The organism is Paenibacillus puerhi (genome assembly GCF_009846885.1).
Lineage (GTDB): Bacteria > Bacillota > Bacilli > Paenibacillales > NBRC-103111 > Paenibacillus_G > Paenibacillus_G puerhi.
This window is the reverse complement of sequence record NZ_WUWM01000021.1, coordinates 78,268-103,023: the sequence shown is the minus strand read 5'-3', so window position 1 is coordinate 103,023 and position 24,756 is coordinate 78,268. Positions and strand designations below refer to the sequence as shown.

Annotated in this window: 19 protein-coding genes and 2 pseudogenes; 1 reads left to right on the top strand and 20 read right to left on the bottom strand. The window is 47.5% G+C overall.

Translation table 11 applies throughout. The features are described 5' to 3' along the window. Positions 1-148: 148 nt before the first annotated feature. The 8 genes and pseudogenes from GSF01_RS18995 to GSF01_RS30430 form a co-directional block, all read right to left on the bottom strand. Positions 149-1,801, bottom strand: coding sequence for a glycerol-3-phosphate dehydrogenase/oxidase (locus GSF01_RS18995; RefSeq protein ID WP_159886869.1), 1,653 nt, complete (start codon positions 1,799-1,801; stop codon positions 149-151). Between the two features lie 32 nt (positions 1,802-1,833). Then, positions 1,834-4,320, bottom strand: coding sequence for a glycoside hydrolase family 31 protein (locus tag GSF01_RS18990; protein WP_159886815.1), 2,487 nt, complete (start codon positions 4,318-4,320; stop codon positions 1,834-1,836). 25 nt (positions 4,321-4,345) lie between these two features. After that, positions 4,346-5,833, bottom strand: a complete 1,488-nt coding sequence (glpK, locus tag GSF01_RS18985; RefSeq protein ID WP_159886812.1) for a glycerol kinase GlpK — start codon at positions 5,831-5,833, stop codon at positions 4,346-4,348. 74 nt (positions 5,834-5,907) lie between these two features. Beyond that, entirely contained in the window at positions 5,908-6,729 is an 822-nt protein-coding gene (locus GSF01_RS18980; protein WP_159886810.1) for a carbohydrate ABC transporter permease, read from the bottom strand. 1 nt (position 6,730) lies between these two features. Continuing rightward, on the bottom strand, positions 6,731-7,636 hold the full coding sequence (locus tag GSF01_RS18975; protein ID WP_159886808.1) for a carbohydrate ABC transporter permease: 906 nt from the start codon (positions 7,634-7,636) through the stop codon (positions 6,731-6,733). An 81-nt stretch (positions 7,637-7,717) separates the two neighbouring features. Then, the gene (locus GSF01_RS18970) at positions 7,718-9,016 is read right to left on the bottom strand and encodes an ABC transporter substrate-binding protein (protein WP_159886806.1); all 1,299 of its coding nucleotides are present in this window, start codon (positions 9,014-9,016) and stop codon (positions 7,718-7,720) included. A 68-nt stretch (positions 9,017-9,084) separates the two neighbouring features. Continuing rightward, on the bottom strand, positions 9,085-9,948 hold the full coding sequence (locus GSF01_RS18965; protein WP_159886804.1) for an AraC family transcriptional regulator: 864 nt from the start codon (positions 9,946-9,948) through the stop codon (positions 9,085-9,087). A gap of 235 nt (positions 9,949-10,183) precedes the next feature. Beyond that, positions 10,184-10,355, bottom strand: a pseudogene (locus tag GSF01_RS30430) (sigma factor-like helix-turn-helix DNA-binding protein); the annotation flags it as partial. A gap of 214 nt (positions 10,356-10,569) precedes the next feature. Between GSF01_RS30430 and GSF01_RS30425 the strand changes: the two are divergent. Next, a pseudogene (locus GSF01_RS30425) lies at positions 10,570-10,662 on the top strand (IS6 family transposase); the annotation flags it as partial. On the opposite strand, the gene rfbG reads toward GSF01_RS30425, so the two are convergent. From rfbG to GSF01_RS18900, 12 genes are all read right to left on the bottom strand, one after another. Further along, a complete protein-coding gene (gene rfbG, locus GSF01_RS18955) occupies positions 10,657-11,745 on the bottom strand; it encodes a CDP-glucose 4,6-dehydratase (protein WP_159886802.1) in 1,089 nt (362 codons plus the stop codon). The pseudogene GSF01_RS30425 and the gene rfbG sit on opposite strands and share 6 nt — an antisense overlap. 36 nt (positions 11,746-11,781) lie before the next feature. Further along, entirely contained in the window at positions 11,782-12,840 is a 1,059-nt protein-coding gene (locus GSF01_RS18950) for a BtrH N-terminal domain-containing protein (RefSeq protein ID WP_159886800.1), read from the bottom strand. A gap of 16 nt (positions 12,841-12,856) precedes the next feature. Then, positions 12,857-13,111 (bottom strand): acyl carrier protein, encoded by a 255-nt coding sequence (locus GSF01_RS18945; RefSeq protein WP_159886798.1) that lies wholly within the window; start codon positions 13,109-13,111, stop codon positions 12,857-12,859. A 17-nt stretch (positions 13,112-13,128) separates the two neighbouring features. Then, on the bottom strand, positions 13,129-14,358 hold the full coding sequence (locus tag GSF01_RS18940) for a preATP grasp domain-containing protein (RefSeq protein ID WP_235941607.1): 1,230 nt from the start codon (positions 14,356-14,358) through the stop codon (positions 13,129-13,131). 280 nt (positions 14,359-14,638) lie between these two features. Further along, positions 14,639-15,904, bottom strand: coding sequence for a diaminopimelate decarboxylase (gene lysA / locus GSF01_RS18935; RefSeq protein ID WP_159886794.1), 1,266 nt, complete (start codon positions 15,902-15,904; stop codon positions 14,639-14,641). 36 nt (positions 15,905-15,940) lie between these two features. Then, positions 15,941-16,711, bottom strand: a complete 771-nt coding sequence (gene rfbF, locus GSF01_RS18930; protein ID WP_159886792.1) for a glucose-1-phosphate cytidylyltransferase — start codon at positions 16,709-16,711, stop codon at positions 15,941-15,943. 195 nt (positions 16,712-16,906) lie between these two features. Then, positions 16,907-17,899, bottom strand: coding sequence for a Gfo/Idh/MocA family protein (locus GSF01_RS18925; protein WP_159886790.1), 993 nt, complete (start codon positions 17,897-17,899; stop codon positions 16,907-16,909). A gap of 7 nt (positions 17,900-17,906) precedes the next feature. After that, on the bottom strand, positions 17,907-19,082 hold the full coding sequence (locus GSF01_RS18920) for a radical SAM/SPASM domain-containing protein (protein ID WP_159886788.1): 1,176 nt from the start codon (positions 19,080-19,082) through the stop codon (positions 17,907-17,909). A 24-nt stretch (positions 19,083-19,106) separates the two neighbouring features. Then, entirely contained in the window at positions 19,107-20,207 is a 1,101-nt protein-coding gene (locus GSF01_RS18915; RefSeq protein ID WP_159886786.1) for a glycosyltransferase family protein, read from the bottom strand. Positions 20,208-20,239: 32 nt separating this feature from the next. Beyond that, positions 20,240-21,580, bottom strand: coding sequence for a hypothetical protein (locus tag GSF01_RS18910; protein ID WP_159886784.1), 1,341 nt, complete (start codon positions 21,578-21,580; stop codon positions 20,240-20,242). Continuing rightward, positions 21,577-21,840, bottom strand: a complete 264-nt coding sequence (locus GSF01_RS18905; protein ID WP_159886782.1) for an acyl carrier protein — start codon at positions 21,838-21,840, stop codon at positions 21,577-21,579. Before GSF01_RS18905 ends, GSF01_RS18910 begins: the two co-directional genes overlap by 4 nt. A 37-nt stretch (positions 21,841-21,877) precedes the next feature. Next, entirely contained in the window at positions 21,878-24,319 is a 2,442-nt protein-coding gene (locus GSF01_RS18900; protein WP_159886780.1) for a prolyl oligopeptidase family serine peptidase, read from the bottom strand. Between the last annotated feature and the right edge of the window lie 437 nt (positions 24,320-24,756).

Below are 24,756 nucleotides of genomic sequence, written 5' to 3'. Positions count from 1 at the left end.
ATATATTGATAGCGGTTACATAAGTATCCTATCACAGAATCCCTGGCTCGTTTTATCGGTTAATGCTGACAATTTATCATATCTTGCTTGATCTGAAGACAAGCCTCCTGGAGCATATTCCAAGAGGCTGTCATGCGCCTTTATCCTATTAAACGGGTGTAATCGCCTCGTGCAAGTGCCTCTCCAGTTCTTCTCGGTACTGACGTGTGGCCTCTTCGCTCCATTGCAACTGCTGTGCCATAAACGAAATGACGGGAGCTTTATATTGATGCACCCAGGCGATATCGAAGAGCAGCGCGCCCGTACGCCGGTTGAAGAAGTCGATCGGACTTACCGCCATCTCCTCTTCCATGGCATAGACGAGCATGGCCAGCACATCTAGAGGAAGTCCATGGGCAGCAGCATCCTGTGAATGCCGTTCCGCCAGCTCGTAAATCCGATCGATATTGGAGCCGTATTTGCGCACCAGCTTCTCCGCCTGTTCCTTGATGAAGCCCCGCTTTACCCCCTCGCTGGCCTTGCGCTCGATATAGGAAGGGAATTGCTCCGGCCCGCCGACGCTGCCTCCCGAGATCGGAATACGTTTGGTCGTGCAGGGGGTAAAACGATGTACGCCTTCTTTTTGAAACAATGCAACCAGATGGTCGAGAACCATTTCCGCCATTTTGCGGTAGCCCGTCAGCTTACCCCCGGCTATCGTAATCAATCCGGTCGGGGACTCCCAAATTTCATCCTTCCGGGAAATTTCCGACGCATGTTTGCCTTCTTCGAATATCAGCGGGCGTAGTCCGGCCCAGCTGGATTCGACGTCCTCGGCCGCGATGTTCAGCGATGGGAACATATAGTTTATCGCATCGATAATATAGCTCCGATCCTCCGCGGTCATGCGCGGATGAGCGGGATCTTCCTTGAAGACCGTATCGGTGGTGCCGACGTACGCCTTCCCGTCCCGCGGAATCGCGAAAACCATTCGCCCGTCCGGCGTGTCGAAATATACGGCTTGCTGCAGCGGGAAACGGGATTGGTCGAAGACCAAGTGAACCCCTTTGGTCAGTTGCAAATGCTTGTTCGTTTTGGACATATCCTTCTCGCGAAGCGAATCCACCCAAGGACCTGTAGCATTTACAATTTTCTGCGCAAAGATGTTGTACGCTCCTCCGTGAACGGTATCCGTCACCCTCACGCCGACGACCTTGCCGTCTTCATAGATAAACTGCTCCACCTTGGCATAGTTGACAGCCTTGGCTCCACGGGACACCGCTTCTTTCATGACCTCGATCGTGAGTCGCGCGTCATCGGTCCGGTATTCCACGTATACCCCGCTGCCCTTCAGTCCTTCACGCTTCACGAGAGGAGCCCGGCGGATCGTCTCCTGGACGTCGAGCATCGTCCGCCACTCGCTGCGCTTGACCCCCGCTAGAAAGTCGTACAGCCTAAGCCCCAGAGAGGTACTGAACTTCCCGAACGTTCCGCCCTTATGGAACGGCAGAAGCATCCATTCCGGCGTAGTGACGTGCGGTCCATTCTCGTACACCACCGCACGCTCTTTGCCAACCTCGGCGACCATCTTCACTTCAAACTGCTTCAAGTACCGCAGTCCGCCATGGACCAGCTTGGTCGAGCGGCTGGACGTGCCTGCGGCGAAATCCTGCATTTCCACAAGCACCGTGCTCATACCCCGGGTCGTCGCATCCAGCGCAATTCCTGCACCGGTAATACCGCCGCCGATCACAAGCAAATCAAACCTTTGATTGTGCAGGGCTTGTAATATGTCCGTTCTTTGTTTACTTGCAAAGCTCATGCCCATCTTGTATTCCCCCGAACGAAACGAAGTTAAATAGATATTAGATCCTTGACATCGAAGTTTACGGTCAGCTCATAATCGGTATCAAGCGGAATGTACTTGATTTTTGCCGCTTTGAGCTCGAGATCGTAATACCAGCCTTCATCGCTGCTTTCCCACTCGCCAGGGCCCAGAAACATCGGAAGCTTGCGGTCTTGCAGCGTTACGCGAACCGGAGCTATCTCCCTCGCGATCAGATCGATCACCACGCGCTTCACGCTGCTGGAGTAGGTTCCTTCTGTTGTGAAGGAGATGCTCGTTTGCCCCGCGCTCTCGACCTCAATCTTCGTTTTACGATAATCTCCGTTTTTATAATTATTCGTTACCCCGTCGTCCTCATACAGCACAAAGCTCGAATGCTGTGACGGCTCGATCAGCACATGCAGCTCTTCTACCGTATCGTGATGAATGTTCTGCAGCTGGGGCGCCATCGGAATAATCGCTCCGCTTCGGATAAACATCGGGATCGAGCTTAGCGATACCCCCAGCTCGATCGTTTGCCCACCGGTATAACGCTCCCTCGTGTGCCAGTCGATCCAGTCGCTTCCTTGCGGCAAATACACCTTTCGCGTTTGCGCACCTTTGTCCAGCACGTTCGCCACCAGAATGGACCGGCCAAGCATGAAATCGAAGCTTTCCTCCCAGGTTGCCGGATCGTGCTGGAACTCATATACCATCGGCCGCATCACGGGAGAGCCTGACTCGGATGCTTCGTTCAACAAGGAGTAGAAGTAAGGAACAAGGCGGTAACGAAGCTGGATCGCTTCCCGAATCAACGGGGTATACGAAGGATACATCCACGGCTCGGTTACGGTATTATCGGTGTTGCAGGAATGGATTGAGAATCTCGGCTGGAAAATCCCGTTCTGCACCCACCGGACGAACAGCTCCGGCTCCGGCGCCGGTCCGAAAAAGCCTCCGATATCGCAGCCCTGATTCGCTACCCCCGACAAGCCCATGCCCAGGATCACAGGAACATTGAACTTCAGACTGTGCCAGCTCGTATTATTATCTCCCGCCCATGTTTGGGCAAAACGCTGTATACCGGCAAATCCTGCCCGGTTGACGATATACGGTCTTGTGTTCGGCGCGGCCTCGGCGATCGCTTCCTTGGCCATTTGAGCCATCAGATTAGGCAAAATCGGCCGTAATGCGCTGATTTCCTTTTTATCGCCTTCAAACTCGCAGAGCGCATCGGGATTATTAATTTCATATTCATTATTGTCATTCCAAATAGAGGTTACGCCAAGGTTAATGAACGACTCCTTCAGATGCTTCTTCCACAGCTCTCTGCCCTTCGGGTTCGTGAAGTCGACGAAGGATGCCTGCCCGCCCCAGTAGCGGTCCGTTTCCGACTTTTCCCCTTGATCGTCTTTAATATAAGCACCGGCCTCGTCGAATTCCTTATAGCGCGGATGGGTCAGCAGCATACCCGGCTTAATGTTAGGCGCGAGCGCCGCACCCTTGCTGTGCATCTGCTCGATGAAGCTTTGCGGATTCGGGAAACGATCGTAATTCCAGTTAAAGACATACCTTTTTCCGTCTTGGCCTGTCGTGTAACCCGAGGACATAAAGAAGCCGTCGCAGGGAATGCCTTCCGACCTGCACTTGTCCAGGAAGCCCAATATAGCCTGGTCCGAATTCTGGTCCAGCTCGGTATAGTACATCGTCGAGCCCATGTAGCCCAAGGAATATTGGGTCGGCATGATCGTCTTGCCTGTCAGATCCGTATAGTGCCGGACAACATCCTTGATCTCCGGGCCGTGCATGAAGAAGATATCCAGCTCTCCGCCGTCCGCGCAAAAATAGCTGTACTTGTTCCAATAGCCGCTTCGTTCATTGCCCATATCAAACGTGGACTCATAGCTGTTATGATAGAAAAGCCCCGTCGCCGCTTGTGCGGCCCCATTGAATTTAATATAAAAGGGAATATGCTTGTACAGCGGATCCGTGTGCTCGGAATCGTAGCCGATCGTATCCACGTTATGCATCCGCAGTCTTCTATTCTTTTTGTTCAAATACCCGCTCTTCTCGCCAAAGCCGTAATAATGATCTCCATCCTGCATGCACGAATAATGATACAAGCGTCCCTGCTTATCCTTCACATAGGAGCGCTCCTTCAGATCCTCATGGAGTACACGCCCTTGCGCGTCGGTAATTTCAATGGCAAAGGGATCCCGATGAATGATGACCCGAAGCTCCTTCGTCGTAAGCAGCAGATGCGTTCCAAAATCCTCATAATGTGCTGGAAGCGCCTCTACCCGCTTGCGGTCCTCCACCAACGTATCCAGCTTGTCTTCCCATGCGGTCATCGTCAGCGTATAAGAGGCTTCTTCGGCAAACTCGTCATCGAAGGTGCAGCGAACCCGGACGATATGATCATTCATTAAATAAATCCGGTACTTGGCTGCATCGGTTGCCAGCTCTACGTACTGATTTGCCCTCTCAATCTGCAAAAGCTTCTTGCTTACTTTCATGATGTCTCTCCTGCTTTCCAATCCGTTATTTAAACGCTCTTGCTGCGTTTACGGCTTTTCTCCATCCTTCATACAGGCTGCTTCGCTTAGCATCGTCCATTTCAGGTACGAAGGTTCTATTGATGTTCCATTGCTCCGATATTTCCGCTTGGTCCTTCCAATAGCCTACGGCAAGTCCGGCCAAGTAGGCGGCTCCGAGCGCCGTGGTTTCGTTAACCACAGGACGGTCGACAGGCACGTTCAGAAGATCGCTTTGGAATTGCATCAAAAAGTTGTTTTTTACCGCTCCGCCATCCACTCGCAAGGCGTGCATAGCAATACCCGAGTCCTCTTCCATGACGGCCAGGACATCCTTCGTCTGGTAAGCGAGCGACTCCAGCGTTGCCCGAATAACATGCGCCTTGGTCGTTCCGCGCGTAAGCCCGAATACGGCCCCTCGAACATCGCTGTCCCAGTAGGGCGTACCTAGCCCGACAAGCGCAGGCACGACGTAGACGCCTTCGGTTGAATCCACGCCTTCGGCGAACCGCTCGCTTTCCTCCGCGCTTTCGATCATTTCGAGTCCGTCACGCAGCCATTGAATCGCCGACCCCGCCACAAAGATACTGCCCTCCAGCGCATAATCCACCCGGTCGCCGATCCCCCAGGCAATGGTCGTCAGCAGGCCGTGCTTCGAGCTTACGGCTCGGCTGCCGGTGTTCATCAGCATAAAGCAGCCGGTGCCGTAGGTGTTTTTCGCTGCGCCTTCCTCAAAGCACGCCTGCCCAAACAATGCGGCCTGCTGGTCACCGGCCACTCCTGCTATCGGAATCTCCACGCCAAGCAGCTCCTTGCTCGTCTCCCCGTAAAGACAAGAGGAGGGGCGAACCTCCGGGAGCATGGATTCCGGAATATTCAGCAGCTCCAGAAGCTGCCGATCCCATTGCAGATTCCGAATGTCAAACATCAGGGTGCGGGAGGCGTTGGAGTAATCCGTCACATGTGCTTTTCCTCCGGTCAGCTTCCAGATCAGCCAGGTATCGATGGTGCCGAAGAGCAATTCTCCCCGCTCCGCGCGCGCCCGGGCATCAGGCACCTCATCGAGAATCCAGGCCGCTTTGGTCCCGGAAAAATAAGCGTCGATCAACAGTCCGGTTTTTTCCCGGAAAAGGTCCTGCCACCCCTGTGCTAGGAGCTTTTCACAAACCGGAACGGTTTGTCTGGATTGCCATACGATCGCGTTATATACGGGCCTTCCGGTCATTTTGTCCCAAACGACCGTCGTTTCCCGTTGATTGGCAATGCCAATGGCTGCAATTTGCTCCGGCCTGACGCCGGCGCCCGATAAGCAGGCCCTTATTACTGAGAGTATCGACTCCCATATTTCCTCAGCATCCTGCTCGACCCATCCGGGCTGCGGATAAATTTGCGTAAACTCATTCTGAGCTGAAAATACGACCTCGCTGTTAGGATTGAACAAGATCGCTCTGCTGCTGGTCGTTCCTTGATCTAATGACAATATGAAGCGTTCCATTGGTCCAAGCTCCTCTAAAAAATCCCTTCAGGCAGAGACAACAGTCACTGAATGGAAGGGAATGTTCGTTTACGTTATTTCATGCCCGATGTCACCATACCGCTAACAAATTGGCGCTGGAAGATGACGAAAACGACGAGCACCGGAATCATGGTAATGACGGACATGGCCAGCAAGCTGCCCCAATCTACGTTGAACTCCCCTATAAAATTGGATAGCGCTAACTGAATCGTATATAAGGCCGGATCGCTGATACCGATGAGCGGCCATAAGAAATCGTCCCACCGCCACATGAAGGAAAAAATCGCAAGCACTGCTAAAATAGGCTTACATAACGGCAGGATAATCCGGGAATAAATGCGCCACTCGGTCGCTCCGTCCATCCGTGCCGCCTCCAGCAGCTCATCCGGTACGGAGAGCAAATACTGGCGGATCAGGAATACCCCTGTCGGCGTAGCAGCCGGCGGAATAATGAGCGCAAACAGCGTGTTGAACATTCCGAGATAGCTGAGCACTTTAAAAATGGGGATCATAATGACCTCAAGCGGGATCATCAAGGTAGAGATGAAGCCGACAAGCAGGATCGTATCGCCCTTAAATTTGTATTTCGCTAGTGCAAATCCCGCCATCGAGTTGATGAGAAGCAGCAGAATCGTCGAGCTAATCGTCACAATCGTACTGTTTATGAAATAACGGCCAAAGTTCCCTTTCTGAAAGGCGGCCGTAAAGTGCTCAAAAGTAAACGGCGCTGGCAAAAATTTCGGTGGAAAGCTGTACAAATCATTGTTCGTCTTGAAGGATGAGATCACAATCCATAGGACGGGAAACAGCCATAATGCAGCCAAACCAATAAGCGCAATGTAGATGCCGGCTTTAGCGGAGGATTTCAGTTCCACGTTAGTTCGAGCCTCCTTTAGACAGTCGGTTTTGCACGGCTGTAAACGTCACAATGAGAAGGAAAAGCACCGCAGACATGGCGCTCGCCATACCCAGTTCCTGCTTGGCAAATCCCGTTTCGTAAATATACTGAACGATAAAGGTCGTTTCCCTGCCCGGTCCGCCGCCCGTTAGCGCGAACATTAACGGATACGCCTTAAACGCCTCGATCATCGATAGCATAATGACAAGCACGGTTGTAGGCTTAAGCAGCGGCAAGGTAATGCTCCAGAACACCCTAGGCTTGGAGGCGCCATCCAGTCTTGCCGCTTCGTAGAAGTCGGTCGGAATCGCCTGCAGGCCCGCTATGAAAATAACCATGTAAAATCCAAGACGCGACCAAACCGTCGCGATAACAACAGATACGTTAGCATAGAACGAATCCGACAAGAAGTTTACCGGGTCGGCTCCGAACAAGGAGAGAAAGTAATTCAATACCCCGAAATCACCGAAAATCCATTTCCATGTCAGACCGACAATGATATAGGAAATCATCGTAGGCCAGTAAAATATCGAGCGGAACAGCCCTTTCATCTGAAGCGGCTGAATCAGCATCATCGCTACGGCCAGCGCCAAAGCGTAGATGAGAGGCACCACAATGATCGCGTACAAGCCGGTTTTCCCCAAGGCCGTCCAGAAGTCCATATTCGTAAATATTTCCTTGTAGTTGGAAAAGCCTACAAACTCCATCGGATTCAAGCCGTCGTAATCGTGGAACGAGTAGACAAAACCGATAATCGTCGGAATGACTATAAAGGTAGTGAAGATCAACAGGTTCGGCAGAATGAACCAATAGGGGATCGATCCCATGGAATGATAGGAACGCCGTTTTTTAGCCGTTTTTGCCGCCGAGGCTAGTGCAGGCATGAATCATGCTCCTTTCCATTAGTCAAAAAGGTCTGTAACCATCGACCGCTGCCGGGATCACCGGCAGCAGTCTGCTTGACATTATTTCTTCTCATCCGCGATTGCCTTGTCAATTAAGCCTGCAACCTTATCCAAGCCTGCTTTTGCCGTCGTCTTTCCGGCCACAATCTCCGAAATCGTCGTTTTCAAGTCATTGCTGAATTTCGGTACGATTGTTTGCTTGGACCAATCCTCAGCTGCAGCCGGAACCGTATTATTCAATTCGTTCGAGAACAATTCCATCATCTCTTTACCGAAGGCGTAGTCGAGCTTTGCATTATCTTTGCGCGGGCTAAGGAATAATGCCTCTTTCGTGTATTTCGCATTCACTTCTTGGGTTGTGATGTAGTTGATAAAATCAGTTGCTTCCTTTTCAACGCCGGACTTTTGGAACGCCATGGCGAATTTACCGCCCGGTACCGAGGAACGAACCTTAGCTTGCGGCATATACGTTACGCCCCACTCGAAGTTCGTGATATCCTTGTAGTTGCTGATCATCCAGTTTCCTGCGAGATGTGCAGCAACCGCGCCTGTACGGAAAAGGTTATTCGGGTTTTCCCCGCCGAACCATACGGATGTCGGAGCAATGCCGTCCGTGTGCAGCTTCTTGAAATACTCGGCCGCCTGTACACCGGCTTCATTATTGATCGTTGCTTTCGTTCCATCCGGGGACATCATGCTTCCGCCGAATTGATACAGCAAGGTCGACCAGCGCTGCGGCGTAAAGTCCCAAACAAGGCCGTATTTCGCCCCGCCTTTATCCATAACTTGCTTCAGGGCAGTGGAGAACTCGTCCCACGTCCATATCTGATCTGGAGATGTCGGAACCTTAACTCCCGCTTTGTCAAACAACGTTTTGTTGTAAACCAAGCCGTTAGCCGTTACGTCCATCGGAGCAGCCACCGCTTTGTTATTCACCACATAAAACGGTTTCACCGAATCGACGAATTGGGAAGTGTACTTCTCCAGGCCGCCATTGCTTTCGCTTAGATCGATTGCCTGATTCGCAAATCCGCCAAGCTCCGTCGTGCTGATTCGAGCCAATGCCGGAGGCTTTCCGCCGGAGATCATCGTTTTCAATTTCGTGGAAAGGTCTTTATAGGGAACCTCGATCATATTTACCTTAACGCTCGTGTTTTTCGCTTCGTAATCTTGAATGATGCTTTTCATGACATCGCCTTCGTTGCCATCCGAAAACCAGACAAAGTCCAGAGTTACATTCTTTTGCTGCCCTCCGGCTGCCGTTCCCGCTCCTGACTGGCTTGCTCCGCATGCGGCCGACATCAGCATTGCCGAACTCAAAACCACAGCGGTAGAAATCGTTTTCATAGATCTCTTCATTGCTATTACCCCTCTTTTCGATCGTTAGTAATAAATGTATGTTTACTGTAAGCCCGTAGTTCGAAGCATCACAGTCCGACACCTTGCCTGCGGTAATACTGAGGCGAAATTCCGGCAGACTTCTTGAAGGAGCGGCTGAAATGAACGGCGGTATTAAACCCCAGCTTCTCCGAGATGATTGCGATGGGCTCATCGGTCGTTCGAAGCAGCTTTTTCGCTTCCTCGATTCTTTTGCCGATCACATAATTGTTAATCGTAGATCCAGTAACCTCCTTAAAGCAGTGGCACATGTAATATTTGTTCAAGTGAAGTTCCTTCGACAGTTCCTGCAATGTGAAATTTTTTGTGAAATTATGGTTAATATATTGCAGGATGCGGCGTACGTTCTCCTGACTGTGCGATGGCTGTACAGCAGGAGCAATTTCGTGCAATCGCTTGGCTTTCCGGTAAACCGCAACCAACAACTGCGTTAACAGCGTTTTCAAGACGAGCTGGTAGCCAAACAATTCCTGCTCGTTCTCCTTCTGTATCTCGCGAAAAAGCAGCGCCACCTCGTCGCGTTCTTCCGGGGACCATCGAACCAATGTGCCATTTGGCGCTTCAAACATCGACATCAACTTTTCGAACATATCCTCCGACATCTGCTCTCGCAAGAAACTTTCCGTAAAATTGACATAACTGCGAATATAAGGCACTTCTTTAGACGGGTTTACTCTGTGGATCGTGCTCCCACGAAACAGAAGCATATCGCCGGGATATAAATCGTAAATATTATCTCCGATGATATAATTAGCGCTCCCGCGTTGAAAGTAAAAAACCTCAAGCCCCTCATGGGTATGAACCGGCCAGTTAAACTGCCAATCATCCGCATCAGCTCTTACATAAATGCCAATTTTTTGGAGAGCAATATTGGTGGGGGTATGAATGACCAAGCGGGCCACCTCCCTTCGAAGTTAAGCGATATAGCGCTAACCTTTAATAATATATCATACTGAAAACGCGTACAGTTAACATATATTGCTCTTTATTTGATCAAAATTGTTGCAAATGTGTGACATGCGTCACTAATAAGCAATCACTGGAAAATTCGATGTGTGACTATTGATTCAGCTTAGCGACGGCGGTCTAAACAAAAATAGCCTACCCAAGGGTAGACCATAGAAATCATTATGACCGCTTCGCCTTATAAAACTCATGATACAGCTTCATCAGCGCCCTCTTCTCAATCCGGCTCACATAGCTCCTTGATATCCCAAGCTCCTTCGCAATCTCTCGCTGCGTCCGCTCCTCACCGCCAGTCTCAAGCCCAAAGCGGCCGACCACTACCTTTCATTTCCCTCCTTGTCCGTACCGCTGTAGCAAATGATTCATCGAGCCTAGCAATGTATCATTTGCTACGTGGGTCGTGAAGCGAGACGTCCTTTTTTGTCTTTTTAAGCGACCGCAAGTGCATCAGGATTTCATTCTCGATGCAGCGCGCCGCGAATGTGGCCAGCTTCGTCGAGTTAACATTATCGCCTCAAAATCAACTGTCGCGAGTGATTACGGTAGATAAGTACCTTAATAGCATTGTAGAACGGGATCATCGATTCATCAAAAAAATAACGAATGCGATGATGGGCTTTAAATCCTCCCGTTCCTTATTGTGAAAGATATTGATCAATCTGTCTAAGACAAATTTCAAGAGGTTCTTCCCTCTGCAAATAAAGCTTCGTCCATTCAACCACTTTAATGATCGCTTGGTCGGCATTCCAACGCGGGCGCCATCCAAGTCTACTCATCGCTTTGGAACAATCCAAGCGCAATAAAGTGTTCTCGTGCAAGGTTGGGCGTTTTTTTAAAATTCGATAGGAAGCATCGTCCCCCCAAGCTTCGCAAAAATGCCGGGCCATCCATTCGACAGTTCTCATATCGTCTTCTCCGGGACCGAAGTTCCAAGCTTCTGCGTATTCTTGTCCGCCATCAACCAGCCGTTCTACAAGCTGCATATATCCGTGCAGCGGCTCCAATACATGCTGCCATGGCCGAATCGCTTCAGGGTAGCGGAGTTCGAGATTTTGTCCGTTCATGATCGCTCGAACACAATCGGGGATGAGCCTATCCTTTGCCCAGTCACCGCCGCCAATCACATTCCCCGCCCGTGCAGAGGCAATAGCCGCACCGTGCTCTGAATAACTATCCTGTTGGAAGAAGGAACTGCGGTATGAAGAGGTAACTAGTTCGGAACACGCTTTGCTGCTAGAGTATGGATCGTAACCGCCCAGTGCTTCATTTTCGCGATAACCCCACACCCATTCCCGATTTTCATAGCATTTATCAGTCGTAATATTAAGGACTCCAAGTATCTTTCTCTCATTCTTATTTATTTCCCTAACTGCTTCCAGAACATGCACGGTCCCCATCACATTGATACAATACGTTTCTACCGGATTCTGATAAGACTCTCGAACAAGAGGCTGTGCCGCCATATGGATGATGATTTCAGGCGACGTCTCCTCTATCGCTCGCTTAAGCTTCGCATAGTCACGGATATCGCCGTAAATCGAATGAATGTACTTATCAAGCTTGCATTCCTGGAAAAGATTCAATTCATTCTTAACGGGTTCAAGTGCATAGCCGGTTACGTTAGCCCCCATCTTATGCAGCCAAATGGATAACCAAGTACCTTTAAATCCTGTATTGCCCGTAACAAAGACGCTTCGTCGATTCCAAAACTCTGGTTTAACCATCTGACCACTTCCTTACAGTGAACTGGCTTGAAATTATTATGTCGGCGCCGGTACAGTCATCTCATCAACAAAGAGATGCAATAGATCTCGCTGCTGATCCAATAGTTGTTTACTGTGTTTTAAAATCGACGGCCAGCTTTCTTGATTTCCGCGCAAGCCTATTTTATACATATTCAGCAGATGTTTTTTCCATTGCGTGTGTTCCGTCTCCAGTTTTTCAATCCAAAAATCTGCACCGGAACTAAACTGTTTTGGGTATTCCTGTACGATCTGCATGAGATACGTCCACTGATGCATAATGCTTCCAATACGCAAACAGTAATACACCTCCTTGCAGCTTTCCGTGAATGATTCCTTATTCATGGCAGCAGCGGCCTCCAAACCATCAAAAAAAGCATAATAAGCCTGCAAACCTTGAACAGACTCGCCATTAGCAAGTGATCGGTTATCCAGAAATGTACGGATTCGTTCTTGCAGAAGTGATATGAAAGCCCGTTCATCGTGAGACAAGGAGCCCTCTTGCGAAAAATGATTAGACCATTCAACTCGCGTCTCCTCCATAAAGGCTACCCCGTATATTCCCTCCATCAAATTGTTCAATGACGCAGGACCTTGATACATGTGCACGGCTCCCGAATAATCCAGCAAAAATGAATCTCCAATAAATAAGCTATCGTTCTGAGTGTCCACACCATAGAGGAAGATAACATGCGGACGGCTAGGGTTTTCCCGATAAATGAAATGATAGGTTAGGGAATGGCTCTGTGCAAACAGCATGACCAACTTCCCTGAAGCCAGTTCTGCTACAAGTTCATCAACCAAGTTTTGTTTGGAGTGCCAATCGTTCATCTCGAAGCTGTATCGAAGACGAACGGGTCCATCCTCAGCAAAATGACGCAACATCTCATCTCCCGAACAGCCGATCCAAAACGGTCTCGTCTCAGGCATATACTCTACATTCATTCCGTCACACCGGAAATATATTTCCGCTTCCGATAGGTTCACGCCAAACCCGGACTGCATCATATTTCTCAAGCTGGCAAACAAACAATGTGTGCCAGGCTGCACTTTTATTCGTGGTATAATGATGCTCATGCGCCCACTCCTCTGGTCAATTAGTGGTATTTTTCAAGACGAGATGCCTCAGCTTGTTAATCGTATTGACATTCTCAATAGATAAGTCATCCTCTGGTATAATGATGCCAAACCGTTCTTCCACTGCCACGATCAGCTCGATCGCAGTGATAGAACTGAGATTGAAGTTTCTCAAATCTGTATGTTCTTCAATATGATCCAACTCTAACTCCGCATTCTTCAGAACAGTCGATACGATCTCCACAAGTTCATGATTTTCCACCGTTACCATGATTTCATCAAACCCTTTCAGTTAGAATGATTCGTGACCTCTATCATTTCCGTTAGTCCATTTACGGTCCGGTCCAGTAATACGGCTAGCGTTTCCACCTCCGCCCAATCTTTAGCTACAACAAGAGCAAATACCCTTCCCATGAAACGATTTTCTCCACCGATTGCAACATAAGGCAGTGAACCTGCGGTATAAATAATTACACCTTCACCAGTTTCAGGATGGTATAGCAGTTTGTCATCCTCTAGCCTCTTTTTCAATATGGAATAATCTATTTGTAAACTAGTACATACACGAAAATACCGCGAATACACCTTCTTATTATCGCCAAGAACATACGAAATAAATGAAAGATAGGTTGACAGAGTAAAGCGGCCGTTGATTTCAATTAATGGAATAATGACGCCATCCTCTGTAATAATAGAGTCTATCCCAGCGATCCCGCGATAACCGAGATTGTGTAAATAACTTCCGATGGCTCGGCCGTACCCCAGGAATGATTCGATCACATCGTGTTCCAAATCCGGCGGCATTTGGGAACCCATATAAACGGTTCCGTTCAGTATTTGCCGTTTGATGGAAAAGACATCGACTGTGCCGTCTAGATCAACAAAAATCTGAACATTGACATCCGCAGTTTTTTCCAGCCATTGTTCCATAATCCATGGATGCTCCGGACGTCGATGTGCAAAACGTGACAGCCGTGTCAGCAGCGCCCCCCATTGTTCATCGGTTTCTAGGACATACAACCCTTTTCCCGAGGCTGAATACGGCTCCTTTATGATGATTTTTTTCCCGAAGCTTTTCAGAACGGGATACTGTTCCCGCAGCTCTTCAAACGTCTCGCAAACAACTCCCTTGCAGGTGGGAAATCCAAGTTCCTCGGCCATTTTCTTGTTAAAAATTTTATCGTTAATTTTTGCAGCCAAGTTCGACGGTGGGCCAATTAATGTCAGCCCGCAAGCATTGGCAATTTCTTCCTCGAGATTCGTTACAGCATAAGGCATGAAAAACACGGATCTCCGTTCAAGCGCCAGTTCGCACAAAGCTTGCAGAATAGCTTCATCCTTCAAAACAAGCTCGGAAATAGGTGTGTAGAAGTCCGCTGCCTGTACCGTTAAGATACGGGGAACCTCGAATCCCAATCGTCTCAGCTCTGACAAATACGCAGCATCGGGCTGTTCGCGTAAAATGAGCACATCCTGCTTACGGCAAAGCAGAAGGTTCATTTCCTCAATCCGGTTCACAATTCGGTCTTCTTCCCTGTCGGCAATGCCCTTCGTTTGCAGATGCCAATATTTCTCTGCACCGATGTTGCAAAGCCATACTATAGTTCCTTCATGCCGATCGGTAGTGAGCAACCGTAGTAAAGAGGATGTTTCTCGCATACATTTAGTGCGGGATACTCATGACCTCAGTCATGAGAGGATAACGCTAGGATGCGAAGGGGGTAATCCCTATCAAGCGTCCGACCACCTTCCCGCTTATCTCCTTTACGTGGTATGATTGAATTCTCTTCGTAAGCATTTACTGAGAAATGGGATGCTGGCCGTTTAAAAAATCGCCATATTCCCCGCGCTCTCGCAAAAGATAACTGTGTCCCTCTTCTACCAATACTTCTGCAGGCAACGGATGGCTTAAAAATAGGACTGGGCTATGCGTCAACCCGTAAGCGCCCGATTTTTCGATAACGATCATATCTCCACGTTCAGCTTTTGGCAGCTTCACTTTGTTCCCGAGTATATCGGTCGACGTGCATAGCTGCCCAGTAACCGTTACTTCTTCCCCTTCACCAATCTTCCCAAGTACCCGCATAGGAAAATTACTGCGAATGTAACGGCCCAGAAAGGCGGATGAAGCATGCTGATGGGAACCTCCATCACAGATTAGATACGTGCTTCCTTTGCTTTCCTTTTTGTATAAAACTTTCGTAATGAAAACTCCTGATTCCGCCATCAGAAATCGGCCGCTTTCCACAGCAATTCGCGTGTTGGCCAGCTTGTTTCCATATTGCTTCCAAACCTCAGCAATTCCTTGCTTTAAGACTGCTAGATCCAATGCTGTCTCATTTGGAAAATAGGGAATCCCAAAGCCTCCGCCTATGTCCAGAAACTCCAAATCCAGCTCATAACGCTCGACATACGCCAGCGCCAGCTTGATCGTATCCTCGAAATGGCGGATGATCGCATCCGCCTGCAAAATTTGGGTTCCGAGATAAATCTGAAAGCCAATTAACCGAACACGCGATAAACGAAGAGCCGAGTCGATCGCTTCGGGCAGCAGCCTTTCATCCAACCCGAATTGCGAAGACACACCGGACATTTTGATACTGGCCGCATGCTGCTGAACTTCCGGATTGATTCGAATCGAAATATCGACTGTCTTGCCCTGCAACTCCGCCAGTTTCTGAACGATTTCGATCTCTTCAAGATTTTCCACGTTAATACTATAGATGCCATGCAGAATGGCCAATCGCAATTCCTCTTCCGTTTTTCCGGGACTTGTAAATACGATATGCCCAGGTTCAAAGCCGGCTGCCAAAGCGGCTGTTAATTCACCCCCTGAAGCAACCTCGACCCTGCATCCGTTCTTTCTTAATAATTGAGCGATCCCGAGAAGTGGGTTGCATTTGAATGAATAAAAGATTTCCGTTCTTTGCGGAAAACAGGATCGAAGAGCATCCAGTTTCCGTTTGACGATCGATGCGTCATAAAGATAAAGCGGCGTCCCATACCTATCAATGATCTGCTTCATTTTATGATCATCAAGCTCCGTTGGCATTGCCAGAGTCATCCATGCACCTCCCTTGTGGAATCTGTTATTTTTTCATTAAGCCAACTTCCAAGGGGCGTCTCCCCGTTCCCACAAGCTCTCCAGATAACGCTTGTCTCGAAGTGTGTCCATGCAGTCCCAGAAGCCTTCATGTCTATAGGCGACCAATTGGTTGTCTTGCGCCAAACGCCCCAATACCTCTCCTTCAAGTTGGGTTTGATCGTCCAGCAGGTAATCTAAGACCCCCGGTTCAAAAACAAAGAAGCCGCCGTTAATCCAGCTATCCTCAGCGGGTTCCTTCTCCTTAAACCCTGTCACTGTAGTACCGTCGAAGCTTAATGTGCCGAAGCGGCCTCTCGGTTTAACCGTCGTAACCGTTGCCAGTTTGCCGTGTGAATAATGAAAATCAAGCAGTGCCCGCAGGTTTACGTCGCTGACGCCATCGCCATAAGTCATCATGAAGGTTTCCCCCTTCAGTTGTTCCCGAAGTCGATACAACCGTCCGCCGGTTGTCGTGTGCAAGCCGGTATCGCTTAAATGGACAATCCAGTCTTTACAACGGCTCTCGGTCACCTGAACGCTCGAATCCGCCATCCGGATCGTAAAATCACTTTGATAATAAGGAAAATTTAAAAAATACTGTTTGATCACTTCACCTTTATAACCGAGAGCCACAAAAAATTCCTTAAACCCGAAATGGCTGTAAATATTCATAATGTGGCACATGATCGGGATATTCCCGATTTCCACCATAGGCTTCGGCGTTATGACTGTTTCTTCGCTCAATCTGGTGCCAAAGCCACCGCACAAAAGAACTACCTTAGGCATTCTTCCCATTCCTCTCACCTCAACTGCTCGCACTGGTATAGTTCCTTACCTAAAATTTCCAAATCACTCGTATGATCAGTAAAAACAAAGCAGGGGCAATCAAACCCCAAATAAATTTCCGGAAGCTGAATGTTTTGGATAAATTCCGAACAACAATGGACATCTATGCTCCGTCATCCTTTCCGGACCGGACGATTACACCGGCTGCCGAGCTGATTGGTACACGTTCTCCTGCCATATAATTCGTTCAAAGGATGATTCAAGCGAAACGTTAGGCTTCAACCCGTCAATCACATCGCTAAAGAAGTTAAGCTGATTCACATAATAGTTTTCCGGCTCGAACGATATTTTACTAGTTTCATTCGTGCGCAAGTCGGTCACCTTCAAGAAAACTTTGTAAGCTCCGAGATTGGCGCGAAAGAAATCTTCCATCTTGACGATCGCATCATCAAAGTAGAGCGTATGTGCCGCTTTGTAAGGCATTTCGAACGAAGTGGTCAACCCGGCATGTACGCCGTTAGCGTACTGCAACTCCGCGTGAAATGTCCAGTCGGAACCGTTCGGACCGTCAAACGACGAGCGGCCCTTGTATGCCTCGGGTCCGAGCCCGACAACAGACTGTAGAAATTGCAGCCAATAACAGCCCAAATCGAAGAAGGAACCGCCCCCCCGTTCCGGAAAGCTGCGGTAATTGGTCTGGAAAGATTCCTTAGGCAAAAAGCTGATCAAAGACTCAATTCTTCGCAGCGTACCGTACGTTCTGGTCTCTATGAGCTCCTTTACCGCTTGCTGCCACGGATGATGCTGCACCATTAAACCTTCCAGTACATGAACACGTCCTTGATCATACGCTTGTTTGATTCGGGCTGCTTCTTTGCTGTTTAAACATAACGGTTTCTCCACAAGTACATGCTTATCGGCCTCAATCGCTTTTACGATCCATTCCGCGTGCAAATCATTGCACAACAAAATATATACAAAATCGATATCAGGACTGGCCAAAAGAGCTTCATAACTGTCAAAGACAACGGGTATGCCGTATTCTTTCGCATAAGCTCCCGCTTTGCTCCTCGTCCGACTGGAAACCCCATATACACGCAGGTGTTCAATATGCTTCACAGGATCGATAAGAACTCGGGGCATGATTGCCGCACAACCGATGACGCCAATGTTTTTATTAGTTATCATACAGCGATCAAATACCGTGTAAATACAACACACTGCACTTGGAGCATGCCGGCGTCAATCCTTCCACATTAATGATTTCACGAATACGATCATATTTCTCCGAATCCCAAATCTCCTGCAATCCCTGTTCCTTCAAATTACCGACCGTAAATTCCGAAAAAAACTTACAAGCCGTTACTTCGCCTGTAGGCAAAACATCCAACCTTGTGGACAAAGCCATGCAAGTAGTCGCACAACGGCTTGTCATCGCTTCACCGCGCACGAATTGCTGAATTTCATCATAATCAAGGCCCGGTTGGTAGCGAACGCGGATATTCCATACGCGATCGTTAATGCGCTGCAAGGCTCCGATTAGAGAATCCACGTGCTCAGGATTCATCTGGTATTTAAAAGCATGCCAGGAATTGATTTGACTCTCATCCAGCTTGCGCAGCCAACTGAACTTTTCCGTGAAATAGCTATCCATCTGCACAGAAGTTTCCTTGGAGATGTACCATGGAAAACAGAGAATGACGAGATCCAGATTTAATGATTCGAAGTATTCAAGCAATTCATAGAGCTTGGGAATCATGCTGTCGTTGATGACAGAATGAACAGAAATGCGCCCTTTATAAATCCCCTGCTCCCGCAGCTCAACCAAACGCTCGATTTGCTGCATCGTTTTCGCAAAGGTGCCTTTGCCCCGGATGAAATCATGCTCCGCTTCAAGACCTTCCACGGCGATCAAGAGCTCAAGCCCCGGAGAAATTTTAACGATGTCGTCCAAATATTTGTCGAGCAGTAAACCGTTGCTGCAGATCGTCATTTCCCGCCGATCGGCGGCAAGCATCTCCAGAATTTGATCGAATTGCTTATGAAACATCGGTTCCCCACCCCACAAATACAAGCGGGATTTAGCTTCGGAGGTTTCCTCCATGATTCTGCGGAACACATCCAGATCGATATCCTTGTTCTGCTCCTCTTTATCCATCGCATGATGGTAACCGTCCTCATTCCATTGGAAGCAGTGAATACAGCGTAAATTACAGCGGTTGGTCAGCTTAATTCCAATTGACTCGGGAACCGGCGTTCTATATTTCGGATTTTTGACTCGTTCCCGGTACGGAACCGCCATATTTCTCATCGTGCGTTTCATAATATCAAAAGCCTTTTCATCAATAACTACACTGCTTTTCGGCTGCATACCTCTCCACCTCACTAGATATTTTCAATTTTTTTCAAATAGTGAATCCACATAGCTTGGATAAGCAGCTCTGTGCGCAGCTAATGCTTCGCTAAGCGGCTCAAGGAGCTTTAGCGAAAAGTCTGATTGTTTCCATCGTTCGTAATAAATTCCGAAACCGAGATGCGTCCATAAGTCGGCATTTTTTTGTTCATGCGGGCCAAACGGATCAAGGAAAACAATCGGGGTTGCCGACGAAAGAGAATCGATTAAAGTCGCGCCGCCCGGCTTGCTAATGATAGCCTTGGCTCCTTTGATGATGTCAAACAGACGGTGATGGCTGACCTGACTTGTAAAAACGGGATTTTCCCCAGCTTTGATCTCGCCCATATTCGGAAATATATGCTTGCCAGTCGCTTTATCTTTCTCCCATGCTTCCCATAAAGGGTCATTCATCCAATAGCGATGCCTGGAATTGTTAAGGTCACAATCGGTTTCATTGGACATGACAATATCAAGCCGATATTCGCGTTCCAGTTCTGCAACCTTCTCTAAATAGGTGCCCATTCCCCAGCCTCCGCCGTGAAGAACAAAGCGATTCGGACGGATTGCATAAGGGACAAGCGGTTCGTCAGTAACCGGAATCCTGTAACGGACCTCCTGAGCTGCCGCATCAAAGAGCCATACCTCGCGATAGCGACTACTGTAATCGGGTACGAACTTCTTCACGCCTTTCCAGGAAGGCGACAAATCGGCATCGACATAGAGCAAATCAACGTTCAAGGATTGGCTTCCGACCCGCTGGCCATACATATCCAGAATATAAATCCAATGACCCGAGAACACGATAAAATCGCGTCTTTGCTCTTGCTCCCACTCGGAAAGCAGCCCTTCAACCGCTGCAAAATCAATGCTGTCCCGGATATCCTTAGGAATCTTCTGAGCAACGCGAGCTATAGCAAAATGGGCGTGGTAGTCTTGACGGCTATCGGAGATTTTCTCCTTTTTTTGGGGAACGATGTAATTCTCAAAAACAACGACTTCTACCGGCGCTTGGCGCTCGCAGAGTTGATATTCAAGCAGAAGCGCCGGAATGTAAAAACCAAGGCCAAATCCGGAACTCAAAATAGTCGTCTTCTTCCCCATAATCAATCACCCTGCTTCTTTCCAAATTGGGATCAGTTCAATACCTGGAGAGACAGCTCCGCGAACAAGCTGTTAAGACGTTGATGCATCTCTTTGCGGGCACTCTCATGCTGACCGACCATCGATACATAGATTCTTCCTTTATAAGGCTTCCCTGGCTTGCGGTTGATTGTCAATGTATTGGCCGTAAGGGGGATGATTCCGGCAAGCTGTCCCTGTTTATACAATATTCCCGCTTCTTCCATTCCCGTCAGAAGGTCTATAAACTGTAGACCCGCATTCGTGCTTGTTATCGAATAGTACCGTAAATTACCCTTCAGCTCCTGAGGGGCCAAATATTGATCCATTTGATTTTTAATGAGACTCATAGATTTTCTGGCGTTGATTTCAACCAACGGGACGAGTTCACCGTTTTTGAGCTGCATAGAATCTACGCACACGTGCCCGTAATAGCCATCGCGGTACAGTTGTTCGGCCGTACTCCTCATCAGTTCAAAATATCCTGCGCGTTCAAGAAAATCAACGAACTCCGGTTCCGGCGTATACGATTCCTGATACGCGAATTCGTCATTGGCAAGCTTCTGAAGCGAAAGAATCCGGGATTCTCCGTATTCGTCAATAACAAATTGGCAGGAGAAATCAGTTTGCTTATCCAGATATGGCTCCACCACAAATTGCGAGAACTTTCCCTTCTTTTCCTGGGATGCCGTATAAGCAATGATACGCTCCAAAATACTCGGAGAATCGATGAGAAGATTGCCTTTTCCTGAAACCCCATAGTTATCTTTTATTAAAAATGAGCCTTCCCGCAGCAGCTTCGCACCTACTTCCTGAAGCTCAAAAGAATGGTTGACGATGAGGCTGATATTCGGCAGATCCAACCGCTCTTTCATTTCAGTAGAATAAGTTTTGGTGTTCACCTTACGGATAGTCTCCATATCAGGAATCCGGCAGACGAAGCCGTGCCTCTCGCTCGCTTCTCTCGTAAAAGGAATCGCTGCAAACGGCTCCAGCTCCACATTCTCCATAGCCAAATTACCAAGTGCAAACATATCGGTATCTGTTTCAAACAAAAGCTGGAGCATGCTTTTCCCCTGTTCTTTTAACTCGCCATCCAGGTCAAAAGAGTTGCTCTGAAACCGGAATCCGATCTCAGCCAAATACTGCTTGTGCGCTCTATTCATCGCTTTACGGGTAATCAGCGTTTCAGATGGACTGCAAAAGGTAAACAACAACTCGTCCATAACCGATACGATACGCAAATTTTCCGAATCCGTAAGCCCCGGCAGCTTCGCAAGATGCGGATCCCTCCAGTACTGTTCGGCATCGAACGTACCGCAATGAATTTTCTCAATTCTGCTTGCCAGTGTCATTGTTGAGCTTTCTGATTTAATTCGAAAGTGTTACGCCGGATATACTCACAAAAAGCATCAATCGATCCCAAATTTTCCATATCAAACTCATCGAAATTAATTTCGCATCCGAATTCGTCCTCCACCTGCAAAATAAAATGAACGATTTGCAGGGATTCCATTCCTGAATTGTGCAAAATGCTGGACTCGCCGTTTAAGGTACTTAATAATGTCGGATCGTTTTTAATCTCACTGATCATTTGAACGATTCTTTCCTTCATAATTTCACTCCTCATAAAATGTTGATCATCGTTCACTTCATGAATCCTGGAACATTGTATGGATTTCACTCTCGAGAACTTCTAGTTGCGATCCCTTTAAGCTACCGCTAAACATGATCACCTCCTTATTCAAATATGGATGAATTCCACTTGCATATATGGGAACTATCATCTTTCTTGTATAAATATTTTTGTTAAAATACGGCGGATGGTTCGAGAAGATGACCAAAATCTTCTTTTTTGGATTCATGGGATTAGCCTGGATAAATTGCACACAATAATGGCCTTCCGTAAATCGATCATTGCTTGAATAGCCATCTTCGAAGAGCTTGATTCGTAACTGGCTTTGGATTTTTGATAGAAAGACATGATCCCTGACCCTGGAACCGATGCAAATCAAATTACAATGGTCCAGATCTTGTTTCGTTAACTGTTTGGATGGCAGAATCGGATATTGAACATAGATGTTCGGATCCCAACCGGCTGTCTTCGGCTTGGCATAAGCATTCGCCACTTTCACGATGCTCAATTCCTCTTCTGCGGAGGAATAGTGATCCGGAACGACAATTTTTAATCGATCCATATATATATCCAAAATTCCCATACCCATGCTTGAATTTTGTTCGCGCCTCCAAGATATCCGTTCTTGCTGTAACTCAAAGGCATCCGACTTTTTCCTAAATCGCAATCGACTTTGCTTTCGATGTTCCAAAACTGTGATTTGGTCATCTATGATCAATTTCACGTATGTATGGTTTACATAGTCCGGAAGTGTCACTTCAAATTCTCTAATATGTTGGGTGTGTATGCGCACAATTGTATCACCGATGATTTCTGCAGCGATTTCGCTAAAGAGCTTTCCATCAGCAAATTCTGTTATTTCAATCCAATGGCACACTCGATGACGGGCTTTTTCCGTCCGGAAATATATTTGTTTGGGGGCGGCTTCTCTTTTATGCTGCAGCAGCCACCTAATGCTTGAAAGATGATGATGAAAGTATTTTGTGTCCCAATGGTTAGACCTCGGTTCCAGCATGCCTTTATATTTGAAACCACTTAAAATATTCGTCTGCCGGATGTAAGCCGTATCGATCAGATAATCTTCATCACCACATACGTTTAGAATAGAGATGTTCATTAGATTCTTAAGTTTGTCAGGATCAGCGGCCCCGGCATAGGCAGCAATACCGGCAAATTGATCAGGATATGCTTGGGCTAAAGCCCATGCCGCGTAAGCACCGTTCGAGTAACCAGAGAGATATATTCGGTCCTCATCAATCTGAAATCGCTGTTTCATGATTTCGAGTCCTTCTAAAAAGGCGGCTTCGCCGATATAGCTGCCCATGACTACCCCTCGGCATGAATAGGTTGCGAGAATGACTTCCTCATTCAACTGGTCAAAGAACAGATCGCGAAAAGCGGAAAGCTCAAGCTCATAGCGACCTACTGGCAATAAGACCACAAGGGGATACTTCTTTTGATCGGAATAATTTTCTGGCAACAAAACCGTATACCGTTCCAGACTATCATCTAATTTTGAACAAAAAAATCCGTCTCCCACTTTTTGTTCAATGATGGCGTCCCGATAGCTTTGACCTTGTTTTATCTTTTCACAGGCTTGACTAAAGAGCGTCTTGTATTCCTTCACAATTCGCAATTCTTTCTCGGTCAGGAAACCTGGTTTCAATTCATGTATAGCTTCTATACCTTGCTTAAGTCCGTCAAGTTGAAGCTGATCCTCTTCCTTTAACTTACTTTCATCCCTAAGTAAAGCGATCTGTTTCTCTAAGGATTCGATCAGCCCGGTAAGCGGATGAACCAATATGACATGCCGCAATTCATGGAGTTGCCCTTCCATATCCCTATACTTCATTTCGAAATGAAGCATGTTATTCGTATCTTTTTTTACATTTGCAAATTGATAAGCATTCTTTTGGCCAATGCTTACTTCAAAACAGTCCAAAATCTTGCCATCGTCATTTTTCACAACCACTGAAACGGGAGTGCCTTTGGAAACCTTAATCCAATCGCAAGTCATGAGATAAAACATATGAATATCGAGATTTACTGCATAAACGCTCTCACAAACAACATAAACGCGATTACGAATCCAACGATCCATGTACTCTTCAATCAATTCTTTGGACAAGGAAAGATCGTAGTCCGTTTCGCTGATTCGAATAGAATACGTTTTGCGAAGCTCAGCGTATTCAATAACAACCACGTTGTCTCCACGATTTAGCTGTAACCGGAATGGACCCGTATGATTATACACGACTTCACCGTTGACCCATATTTTCCCAATGATATCAATTGGTCGAAAACAAACTTCCTTTGCTTCTTCGCTCCTAATATTTGATATCAGGAATAATCTCTCATTTTCCTCAATTTGATATTCAGACAAATCCAATTCTGCTGAACGTTGATCGATTTTGTGATGAAAACGGCATTCGCAAGCTTGGCTATTTACGAATTCCACCGGGATTTTATCCCCTAGTAATACACGGTCTTTCATAAAAATATGACGCAAATCTAAATTGAAACGATCGTTCTCTCCTGGATTTTGTATCGGCCCTAAAATATATGCCGCGTTTAAACGAACAGGACCCTTATTCAGGTATACGGTAACATTCTCCAAATTAGTAAATATGGCAGTACCTCCTGTCCTCCGTTTCACAGAAAAAATTACGCTTGGCGACGATTTTTAACACTGAGTCGCGAGAGCGTTCATCGCATGGAGCACCTGTTAACATCACCGCCATGCTGGATCGCGCTATTACTGCCGGTATTTCTGCATCCTATGTGCGATATCTGGTGGATGGGCAACGCATTTGCCTGAATTCTCTTTATGCAACTCCTTAGTCGAAGGCCACAAGCGTTTAACACGAAAATTTTCGTTTAATTACAAATATTATC